Raw genomic sequence first — 396 nt, forward strand, 5'->3', positions numbered from 1 at the left:
GGGCTATAGAGGTAGAGGGCTATAGAGGTAGAATCATCCCTGTCGTAATCGCCTGGTTTAACCGAGGTAATGTACAAACGATCGCCCCAGCTGTGTACAGCTTCGGCAGAAACCCAGCCGTAAATACTTTTTAAAGCAGTATCTGCAACCAGCTGGTCATCAGAACCTATCAGATATTTCTTACCATCTTCTGATTTTTTGTAGATATAGGCAATTTCGTGCAACCTTACTTTTGTACGTCGGTCTTTAAGTTCGGGTGTATTGTAAACCAGGATAGAATCGGTTGTATCGAAATAAAACTTTGGTTCGGTTAAGGCATTTTTCCCGTTTACGATACCGATGGCTTTTTCTGCATAACCTGTTTTTTGGTTAGAGAAAGCGCGTTGCCATAAAAGC

Annotated in this window: 1 pseudogene; it reads right to left on the reverse strand. The window is 42.2% G+C overall.

Features of this window, described 5'->3' with window-relative positions:
• A pseudogene (locus AC1DND_RS29580) lies at positions 1-396 on the reverse strand (type VI secretion system protein TssR domain-containing protein); the annotation flags it as partial.

The organism is Pedobacter sp. 01N416, assembly GCF_056399685.1.